This is a genomic window from candidate division TA06 bacterium, from assembly GCA_016208585.1.
Classification (GTDB): Bacteria; Edwardsbacteria; AC1; order AC1; family EtOH8; genus UBA5202.
Genome location: JACQXR010000010.1, coordinates 1 through 9,125, shown reverse-complemented (window position 1 = coordinate 9,125; position 9,125 = coordinate 1). Strand labels below are relative to the sequence as shown.

At 55.3% G+C, this 9,125-nt stretch carries 10 protein-coding genes; 9 read left to right on the top strand and 1 reads right to left on the bottom strand.

What is annotated here, in order from left to right:
- Positions 1–123 precede the first annotated feature (123 nt).
- The 9 genes from HY768_01100 to HY768_01060 all read left to right on the top strand — a co-directional run bounded on the left by HY768_01100 (position 124) and on the right by HY768_01060 (position 8,476).
- A complete protein-coding gene (locus HY768_01100) occupies positions 124–357 on the top strand; it encodes a hypothetical protein (protein ID MBI4725818.1) in 234 nt (77 codons plus the stop codon).
- Between the two features lie 255 nt (positions 358–612).
- Positions 613–2,043 (top strand): transcription termination/antitermination protein NusA, encoded by a 1,431-nt coding sequence (gene nusA, locus HY768_01095; GenBank protein ID MBI4725817.1) that lies wholly within the window; start codon positions 613–615, stop codon positions 2,041–2,043.
- A 76-nt stretch (positions 2,044–2,119) separates the two neighbouring features.
- A complete protein-coding gene (gene infB, locus HY768_01090) occupies positions 2,120–4,837 on the top strand; it encodes a translation initiation factor IF-2 (protein MBI4725816.1) in 2,718 nt (905 codons plus the stop codon).
- Between the two features lie 250 nt (positions 4,838–5,087).
- Positions 5,088–5,366 carry a DUF1844 domain-containing protein gene (locus HY768_01085; protein ID MBI4725815.1) on the top strand — a complete coding sequence of 93 codons (279 nt, stop codon included), beginning with the start codon at positions 5,088–5,090 and terminating at the stop codon, positions 5,364–5,366.
- 22 nt (positions 5,367–5,388) lie between these two features.
- On the top strand, positions 5,389–6,588 hold the full coding sequence (locus HY768_01080) for a LysM peptidoglycan-binding domain-containing protein (GenBank protein ID MBI4725814.1): 1,200 nt from the start codon (positions 5,389–5,391) through the stop codon (positions 6,586–6,588).
- A gap of 23 nt (positions 6,589–6,611) precedes the next feature.
- Positions 6,612–6,821, top strand: a complete 210-nt coding sequence (locus HY768_01075; protein ID MBI4725813.1) for a hypothetical protein — start codon at positions 6,612–6,614, stop codon at positions 6,819–6,821.
- A gap of 19 nt (positions 6,822–6,840) precedes the next feature.
- Positions 6,841–7,320, top strand: a complete 480-nt coding sequence (locus HY768_01070; GenBank protein MBI4725812.1) for a cyclic nucleotide-binding domain-containing protein — start codon at positions 6,841–6,843, stop codon at positions 7,318–7,320.
- Between the two features lie 78 nt (positions 7,321–7,398).
- Positions 7,399–7,806 carry a hypothetical protein gene (locus tag HY768_01065; GenBank protein ID MBI4725811.1) on the top strand — a complete coding sequence of 136 codons (408 nt, stop codon included), beginning with the start codon at positions 7,399–7,401 and terminating at the stop codon, positions 7,804–7,806.
- A 139-nt stretch (positions 7,807–7,945) separates the two neighbouring features.
- A complete protein-coding gene (locus tag HY768_01060) occupies positions 7,946–8,476 on the top strand; it encodes a ferritin family protein (GenBank protein ID MBI4725810.1) in 531 nt (176 codons plus the stop codon).
- Positions 8,477–8,578: 102 nt separating this feature from the next.
- Here HY768_01060 and HY768_01055 read toward each other — a convergent pair whose 3' ends face one another.
- The gene (locus HY768_01055) at positions 8,579–8,728 is read right to left on the bottom strand and encodes a hypothetical protein (protein MBI4725809.1); all 150 of its coding nucleotides are present in this window, start codon (positions 8,726–8,728) and stop codon (positions 8,579–8,581) included.
- Positions 8,729–9,125 lie beyond the last annotated feature (397 nt).

Below are 9,125 nucleotides of genomic sequence, written 5' to 3'. Positions count from 1 at the left end.
TCAGGGTTATTCAGCGCAGGGCGTATGGTTTGAGAGACGAGGAATACTTACGGTTGAAGGTACTGACCTGCACGCTTCCTCCCCTGTAAGTAGCCCAAAATCACCTAAAATCACCCACACTCATTGGAGAAGACCCAAAAAGAAAGCGATTACCAAAGGTCCCTGGGGCGTTTGGCCAGGCTGAAACTGGTGCAGCCGGTGTCCGGCAGTTACGATTTGACCGTCCGGCTACTGGAGTACCGCGAGGGCATGGTAAAGCTGAGAATGGAAGGGCAGGAGCCGCTGTGGCTGCCGCTGTCCCAGATCAAGAAGGCCCGGCTGGAGCTGGAGAAGAATTCAGATAAAAAGACAGAATGATTATTCAACCACAAAAAGCTTGCACTGAGCGGTGTCGAAGGAGCACAGAGGACTAAAAAAAGGTGAAAGAATACGGTATTATTGTGGATAAGAGTAGGTCGGATCGGGTAAACAAAAGATAGATTGACTAATGCTCGCAAAGAAGCGCATAAAAAAGGGGCGTGGCCAGGAGTTTATTTTGTGACTTCTGTGCTTTATGTGGCTAAACAGAAAAAACCATTTTGAAAAACAAAAAATATATTTTGGAGAAAGACCGTGGCCAACATAGATATCATTGAGGCTTTGAACGAAATAGCCCGCCAGAAGAACCTGGACAAGGAATTCGTGATCGAGAAGCTTAAGGAGGGCCTGCTGCAGGCCTGCAAAAAAAGATTCGGCACTTCCGACAACATCGTAGTGGAGGTCGAGGACGAGGCCGGCGACATCGGGATCTTTGCCACCCGGCAGGTGGTGGAGGAGATTACCCGGCCGGGGCTGGAGATCACCATGGAAGAAGCCAAGGAATATCTGGACGATCCCAAGGCGGGCGACACGGTGGAGGTGATCCTGCCTTTCGAGGATTTCGGGCGGCTGGCCATCCAATCTACCAAACAGGTGCTGTTCCAGCGGATCAAGGAAGCCGAGCGGGAGCAAGTCTACAGCGATTTCGCCAGCCGGATCGGGGAGATCGTCTCGGGCACCGTCCAGCAGATAAACCGGGGAGACCTGCTGATCAGCCTGGGACATTCCGAAGCGGTGCTGCCCTTCAAGGAACAGATCCACGCCGAGCGCTACCAGCAGGGACGCTCCATCCGGGCCTGCCTCAAGGAGGTCAACAAGACCATCAAAGGCCCCCAGATCATTTTATCGCGTACCAGCCCCGAGTTCGTAAAAAAACTGTTCCAGCAGGAAGTGCCCGAGGTGCGGGACGGCCTGGTGGAGATCAAGGCGGTGGCCCGGGATCCCGGCGACCGGGCCAAAATAGCGGTCTACTCCAAGGAAAACAAAGTGGACGCGGTGGGAGCCTGCGTGGGATTGAAGGGAGTGCGGGTTCAGGCGGTGGTGCGGGAGCTGGCCGGGGAAAAGATAGACATAGTGCCCTGGTTGCCCGACCCGGCCATGTTTGCTTCCCGGGCCCTGGCCCCGGCCAAAAGCTTAGACGCTTTCTCCGACGAGGAACACAAGCGGATCACGGTCATCTCTCCCGATGATCAGTACTCTTTGGCCATCGGCAAAAAAGGGCAGAATGTGCGGCTGGCGGTGCGGCTGACCGGATGGAACATCAACGTGGTGACCGAGAGCGAATACCAGGAGCGGATGGAAGCGGTCAGCAAGGCCGCCATTCCCCTGAATGAGCTGGATCTGGCCGATAAGATAAAAGCCAAACTTTTGGAGGCTGGCCTGGACGACGCCGAAAAGATTATTGCCGCCGGGGAGGAGGGGCTGACCAACCTGCCGGGCATCGGCGCCAAAACCGCGGAAAAAATACTGGCCACCGCCAAGGAGGCCAAGGACCAGAAGCTGATGGCTTTGATGGAACAAGCCGGAGGCAAAGACGGAGCCCAAAAAGAGGCGGCGACAGAGATCGCCGGGGCGGCGGATGAAGGCGAGGAGACTCCGTCCGGTCCGGATGAACAAGCCAAAGAAGAACCGCCATCCCAGCCGGAAACAAAGGAGCCAGGTCAGGAAGAAGAGAAGACCCAATAGAAGCAGGCCCGACCATAAAAACACCGGACCAGAAATATTTTTGACCCCCTGTAGGGACAAGCAATTAGGAGAGATTATGGCTGAAGACAAAAAAACTGCCGCTAAAAAAACCACCGTTAAACCCGCCGCCAAAACTCCGGAACACAAACCTGAATCGGCCAAAAAGCCGGCGGCCAAACCCGCCGCCGCCAAAGTTCCGGAACTAAAGCCCGACGCAGCCAAAACAACTGCCGCCAAACCAGCCGCCGCCAAAGTTCCGGAACATAAAACTGAGGCGGCCAAAACTCCGGCTGCCAAATCAGTCTCCGCCAAAACTTCGGAGCATAAAGCCGAGGCAGCCAAAACTCCGGCTGCCAAGCTTAAAGCCAATCCGGCCAAGGCGCTCAAGGTTTTTGAGGCCGCCAAGGATCTGAAGATGTCGGGCAAAGCCCTGCTGGCCATCCTCCAGGAGCTTAACTTCAACGTTAAGACCATGATGAGCGTCATTACCGATGATATGATAGCATCGGCCAAGCAGAGGCTGGAGCAGGGAAAACAGGATGTCAAGCGGGAGCAGGAACAGCAGAAGAAGATCCAGGAAAAGAAGGAAGCCTCGGTCAAGGCCGAAGCCAATGCCCAGATGGTCGCCCCGCCTACCCCGGTAATCGTTTCCAAGGTGGACTATCCCAAGGAATTTTCAGAACCCTATCCCGAGGCGCCCAAGGGAATAAAACCGGGGGTTCCCCGTCCCGGAGCGCCTCGCCCCGGAACGCCATACACCAGAACCCCGCGTCCCGGAGGCTCGTTTGCCGGAGCGCCGCGGCTGGGGGCGCTGCGTCCCATTGGAGCGCGGCCCCAGTCTGTCCGGCCGCCCATGACCGAGGAGGATTCGGAACAGCGCCGAAGGCGCAGACGCAGACGCAAGAAGAAGGAAAAGCGCCCGGTGCTGGACCAGGCGGTGGTAGCGGCCACGGTCAAACAGACCATGGCCGCCATCCAGCGGGGCAAGGCCCGACGTTCCTATAAATTCAAGGACAAGGAAGAGGTTCAGGGCCAGGAGGCTCCGGAGCAGGTGGTGCGGCTGCCGGAGTATTCTTCCATCAGCGATCTGTCCCACGCCATGGGAGTCAAGCCCTCCGAGGTGGTGGCCAAAGCGCTGGGACTGGGGATCATGGCCACCATCAACCAGCGGCTGGACCTGGACACCCTGGCCACCATCGCCGATGACTTCGGTTATGTGGTGGAAGAGATGGAGGAGTTCACTCCCGGAGATCCCCAGGATCAGAAAAACGCCGAACCGATGAATCTCAAACCCCGGCCCCCGGTGGTGACTGTAATGGGACACGTGGATCACGGCAAGACCTCGCTGCTGGACCGGATCCGCAAAAGCAGCGTGGCCGAAGGGGAATTCGGAGGCATCACCCAACATATCGGGGCCTACGAAGTAAAGGCCGGCAAAAGCAGCATCACTTTTCTGGACACCCCGGGCCACGCGGCCTTTACCGCCATGCGGGCCAGGGGCGCCCAGGTCACCGACATAGTCATCTTGGTGGTGGCGGCCTCGGAAGGGGTGATGCCCCAGACCCAGGAAGCCATCGACCACGCCCAGGCCGCCAAGGTGCCGGTGATCGTGGCCATCAACAAGATGGACCTGCTCGACGCCGATCCCCTGCGGATAAAACAGGATCTCTCCAAGCAGAACCTGGCCCCCGAGGACTGGGGCGGCAAGACCATCTACGTGGAGGTCTCGGCCAAGACCGGGGCCAACATCGACAAACTGCTGGAGATGGTGCTGCTGCAGGCCGAGATGATGGACCTGAAGGCCGATCCCGATTACCAGCCCCGGGGGGTGGTGATCGAGTCCCGGCTGGACAAGGGCAAGGGCATACTGGCCACGGTGCTGGTGCAACAGGGGACTTTGCAGAAGGGCCAGCCTTTTGTGGCCGGGAACTTCAACGGAAAGATCAGGGCCATGTACGGCGAGCGGGGAAATTTGGTGGCCAAGGCCGGGCCTTCCTCGGCCGCGGTGATCCAGGGCTTCAACGGCGCGCCCATGGTGGGCGATGTCTTCCAGGTGATGGACAATGAGTCCGCCGCCCGGGAGCTGGCCCTGAAGCGCCAGCAGTTGAAGCGGGAGCAGGAGTTCCGGCCCGGCAAGAAGGTGACCCTGGACGGACTGTACGACCAGATGCTGGCCGGCGAGATCAAGGAACTCAAGCTGATCGTCAAGGGCGACGCCGGGGGCTCGGTGGAGGCCATCGCCGACTCGGTGTTCAAAATGTCCACCGACCAGCTGAAGATAGCGGTGATTCACAAGGGGGTGGGCGCCATCACCGAGTCCGACGTGCTGCTGGCCGAGGCCTCGAGGGCCATCATCATCGGCTTCCACGTCCGGCCCGAGGAGCGGGCCCGGGAGCTGGCCGAGCGCGAAGGGGTGGACATCAGGACCTACAACATCATCTACGACGCGCTGGAGGACATTAAGAAGGCCCAGACCGGGATGCTGGCCCCGGTGTTCAAGGAATCGGTGCAGGGCCGGGTGGAAGTGCGCGAGACCTACAAGATCTCCGGGGTGGGGACCATCGCCGGCTGCTTCGTGCTTTCCGGGAGCATCGCCAGGAACAACAAGGTGCGGCTGCTGCGGGACAATGTGGAGGTATTCGGCGGGAAACTGGCTTCGCTCAAGCGCTTTAAGGACGACGTGCGCGAAGTGCAGAACGGGTTTGAGTGCGGCTTGGGTCTGGACGGCTTCAACGACATCAAGAAGGGCGACATCGTGGAGAGCTATATCGTGGAGGAAGTAAAGCGGGAATAATAAACATATTCTACTACTTTGAAGATAGGCAGGAACGGAAATCTTTAAGTAAAGCCCATGATTAACGGACATTGTTCCGTGTTTCCAAAATTTCAGTGTTTTCGGTGGGGGGTTCCGCAGAGGTCTCGTTTCTTATATTCCACTACTTTTATGCCTTGCTATGCAATAATATTTAAAAAAAAGTAAAAAAAGTATTGCTTTTTAGGCCAAAGTATGATAAAAACTAAGATTAAAGCACGAGTTAAGCAAAATGGCAGAACCTCCCAATAATTCATTGCCTTCGCCCAGCATGGAATCGCTGTTCTATATGCTGGCCACTTCGGCATTGGTGAACCTGGGCGAAGTGCCCAACCCGGTGGATCAGCAGCAGAAGACCGATCTGGCCCTGGCCGGCCACAACATCGACACCATCATCCTGTTGCAGGAAAAAACCAAGGGCAACCTGACCCCGGCCGAGGAACGGCTGTGCCTGGAGATACTTAACGAGCTGCGGCTTAAATACGCCAACGCTTCGCGAGTAAAGAAATAAAAACTTTTAGGAGGGAAAAATCATGTCCCAGAAGAGGTTTGGGTTTTTTCTTATCGCCGCTGCGGCTCTGGCCTGTTTTGGTTATGCCGCCTGGGCGCAGGAGGGAAAGACCACTCACACGGTATTATTAGACGAGACCCTGCACGGAATAGCCGAGCAGGAGCTAGGCAACCCGGCTTCCTGGCCCATAATCTATAACGCCAACAAAGATAAGATCAAAGACCCGCACTGGATATATCCCGGGCAGGAATTGATCATTCCTTTGACCCCCGAAGCCATGGCCACCGCACCGGATACTTCCAAAATCATAACCCCGGCAGCGGTGGATACCACTCCGGCCCCCGCCCAGGCGCAGGCCGCACCGGAGCCGGAACCCGCACCGGAGCCGGAACTAGAACCGGAGCCAGAACCAGAACCCGAGCCGGAGCCCCAGACCGCGGGACCGGTAAAAATTTCTAGCGGCCAGGTGGTAGTCAGGAAGCTGATCGTGCCGGTGGTCTCCGAGGAACTGGTTTTTTCTTCGGGCTATATTACGGCCGAAGAGGAAAAGCCCCTGGCTTACATCAACGGGGCCGACAAGCCCATCAGCGATTACCTGATGCCCAACGACATCGTTTATATCACGGCCGGCAGCGACAACGGCCTTAATCCCGGCGATACTTTGACCATCTACCGCATGGGAGAAGAAGTTTTCCACCCGCAGAGCAAAAATAAGCTGGGAAAAATTGTGACCATCGTGGGGCTGGTTCGGATGACCGAGGTGGGTCCCCAGTCGGGCCAGGCCAGAATAATCCGCAGCATGGAAGCCGTTACCCGCAAGGAGACGCTTAAACGTTACGAAAAATTCAGTGTGCCTAAGATCACCATGGGCGACCCCATGCTGGCCGTGGCCAAGACCCCGGAAGGTTTCATCGTAGCCGCCAAGTCTCCGATCGAAGCCGCCACCGCCTACCGGGTGGTCTATCTGGACAGGGGGCTGGATGACGGCATCGGCATCGGCGATGTCTTCGAGATCTACCGGCGGCAGGGCAAAATATCCAACCCGGCCGGAGGCGAAAAAGTGGAGAAGCTGGAAACGGTGATCGGCACCATTCAGGTGTTGAACCCCCGCCAGACCACCTGTTCGGCCTACATCACTAATTCGATCATCGAGGACATCAAGCCCGGCGACCGGATCAGGCTGATAAAAAAAGTTCCGCTCCAGCAGCAACTAAAACCTTAATCTCTGAAGCAAAGCAGGCAATAATGGCCGCACAAAAAAAACTGATCGGCGAGATCCTGGTCTCGCTGGGTTACGTTTCGGTGGCGCACATCAACGAAGCCCGCCGCCATCAGATACAGAGCGAGGGCAAGAAGATCGGCGAATGCCTGGTGGATCTGGGATATCTGGGACACGACGATGTCAAGCGGGCGCTTTCCATCCAGGAGATAGATGAAAGTCCGGCCCCACAATAATAATTTCAACAGAGGTAATATGCCCGCGGTAAATAAAGGTTCCGAATTGTTGCGCAAGGTTTATTTGTTCAACGACCTTTCCCAGCCGGAGCTGGAGAAGATAATGGGTCTGGCCTACGACAAGAGCTACGATAAGGAAGCGGCCGTTTTCCAGGAGGGCGAGATCGGCGACGCTTTTTACATCGTGACCGAGGGCGAGGTCAGGATTTCCACCATGGTGCCGGGGATGGGCGAAGAGGCCCTGAAGATCCTGCGACCCGGGGAATATTTCGGGGAGATGGCCCTGATCGACGATTTCCCCCGTTCGGCCGCGGCCATAGCCCACCAGGGGCCGGTGAAGCTTCTGGCAATTTACAAGCGGGATTTTAAGAAAATGCTCTCCGAGGACAAGGAACTGGCTTACAAGCTGCTTTCGGTGTTCATCAAAACCCTTTCGGCCCGCCTGCGGGAGACCAACGAGAAGCTGAAGAGCATTTTCGCCATGGCCAAGGCCTTTTAAGTCCCAACGCGTTTTGCCAAACGAGGTTGAATGTTTTTCGGCCTCGTTTTGGTTTTTAACCAAAAACAAAGGCAGAGTATGAAAAAATATTCGGTTTGGCTGATCGTAGTGTCTCTGTTAATCTCAGCCGGTTGCTGCCGGCAGGGACTGGGGACGGTAAAACCTTTCAAGCTGAAGCTTTTCGAACTGTCGGCGAACCAGGAAAAATACGCCGATAAGCTGATAGAGGTAAAAGGGGAACTGAATAATTCGGGAACAAATTATTTTACCGACCTCAAAATAACCCTCGGCGACGGGCAGGGGAACAGCATCCGGGTCCAGCCTTGGCTTCCCATTTCTGTACCGCCGCCCCGGCCCGGCGGGCCAAGAAACCGGCCGGCCCTGATTTCGGATTATCTGGGGAAAAAGCTCAGGCTTTTGGGGAAGTGGGTAAGACAGGATGAGGGATTTATTTTGCAGGTGGAGCAGGCTGAGCAGGCGGAATGAAAAACCCCCTTACATAGAGGAGATTTAAAATTCCAAATTGACTATATCCCGGCATTGGGGTATATTTGAATCCCGGCAGCTTTTTGTATTATCAAGCGCCTAACAGAACAGGCGCCCTAACCGCCATAAGGGGAAAAAGATGAAAACTTTAAAGAACATGCCCAAGGCCCTGAAGGCCGCCTTAAAGCTGGAGCACAAGGGCAGCGCCTTTTATCTTAAGATGTCCCAGAAGACCGGCAACATTCTGGCCAAAAAGCTTTACGACCAGCTGGCCCTGCAGGAGGTGGAGCACATCGGGCGGATCAACGAGATCTACGTCGCCATCATCCAAGGCCAAGCCTGGCCGGTGCCGCCGGGCAAAAAGATGGGCTTTCTGGAAAGCGAGATCAAGAAACTTTTTCTTAAACTCAACCGGGACGGGGCAAAGCTGAAGCCGGACAATACCTCGGGGATGAAGGTGGCCATGGATATGGAGTGGTACAGCTATAAGATGTACGAAAAGCTTTGGAAGGAAGCGGTGGAAGGGCCGGAGAAGGATTTCTTTAAGCACCTGATGACCGAAGAGACCAAGCATTACGAGGCGCTTTCCAACGTCTACGCCTATATGACCGACAACGGTGACTGGCTGGAGCGCTCGGAAAGCCAGACCTGGAACTGGATGAATTCTTAGCGGGCATTAGAGATACGATAGTTATACGATGGGCATACGGTTGGGAATCGTTGTTTATCCAGTTGTGATGCCTTGGCTCTGCGATGTCCGATATCTGTGCTTTCAGGTCTTTGCTGTTAGTATTTTAAATCTGGGCCGAAGTGCTTTCCAATTTTCCACCAGCCAGGCCAGACCCAGCATCAGCGGCACGGCCAGGCCCCGGGCCCAGTCGACATGAATGAGCCTGAATTTTGGAGCATCGCTTTTACTCATAATCCTTATCATATCCAAACCGCGGCAAACTGTCAAAAGGTTTCCGCCCAAAAAATAAACTGATTATACCATTAACTCAGGAACGGTAGAACTTGGCTTACTTTGGAACTCATCCCCTCAATCCCCGTCTCTTGAACAAATTAGGACTAACCTGAAGTAAGAGAAGGGGACGCACCTGTCCGCCGCAGGAGGGAAGGGGTTGAGTTTAGGTTCTCTAACGACATTAAATTCATATCCTGAACGGATGGGATAATCATTAAACCTCAAAAATGCGCAATATGCAACAAAAAACCTCCCAAAGCATTGTAAATACTGATTCCGTATTTTAGGGTCACTTACAAAAACGATCCAAATTGTAGATTTTCCGGTTGAGCATTTTATGAACCTGCTCAAACTC

Coding starts and splice junctions, on each gene's coding strand:
- HY768_01060 (MBI4725810.1), top strand. CDS start 7,946: ATGAAAACTTTAAAGAACATGCCCAAGGCCCTGAAGGCCGCCTTAAAG.
- HY768_01085 (MBI4725815.1), top strand. CDS start 5,088: ATGGCAGAACCTCCCAATAATTCATTGCCTTCGCCCAGCATGGAATCG.
- infB (MBI4725816.1), top strand. CDS start 2,120: ATGGCTGAAGACAAAAAAACTGCCGCTAAAAAAACCACCGTTAAACCC.
- HY768_01065 (MBI4725811.1), top strand. CDS start 7,399: ATGAAAAAATATTCGGTTTGGCTGATCGTAGTGTCTCTGTTAATCTCA.
- HY768_01080 (MBI4725814.1), top strand. CDS start 5,389: ATGTCCCAGAAGAGGTTTGGGTTTTTTCTTATCGCCGCTGCGGCTCTG.
- HY768_01075 (MBI4725813.1), top strand. CDS start 6,612: ATGGCCGCACAAAAAAAACTGATCGGCGAGATCCTGGTCTCGCTGGGT.
- HY768_01070 (MBI4725812.1), top strand. CDS start 6,841: ATGCCCGCGGTAAATAAAGGTTCCGAATTGTTGCGCAAGGTTTATTTG.
- HY768_01055 (MBI4725809.1), bottom strand. CDS start 8,728: ATGAGTAAAAGCGATGCTCCAAAATTCAGGCTCATTCATGTCGACTGG.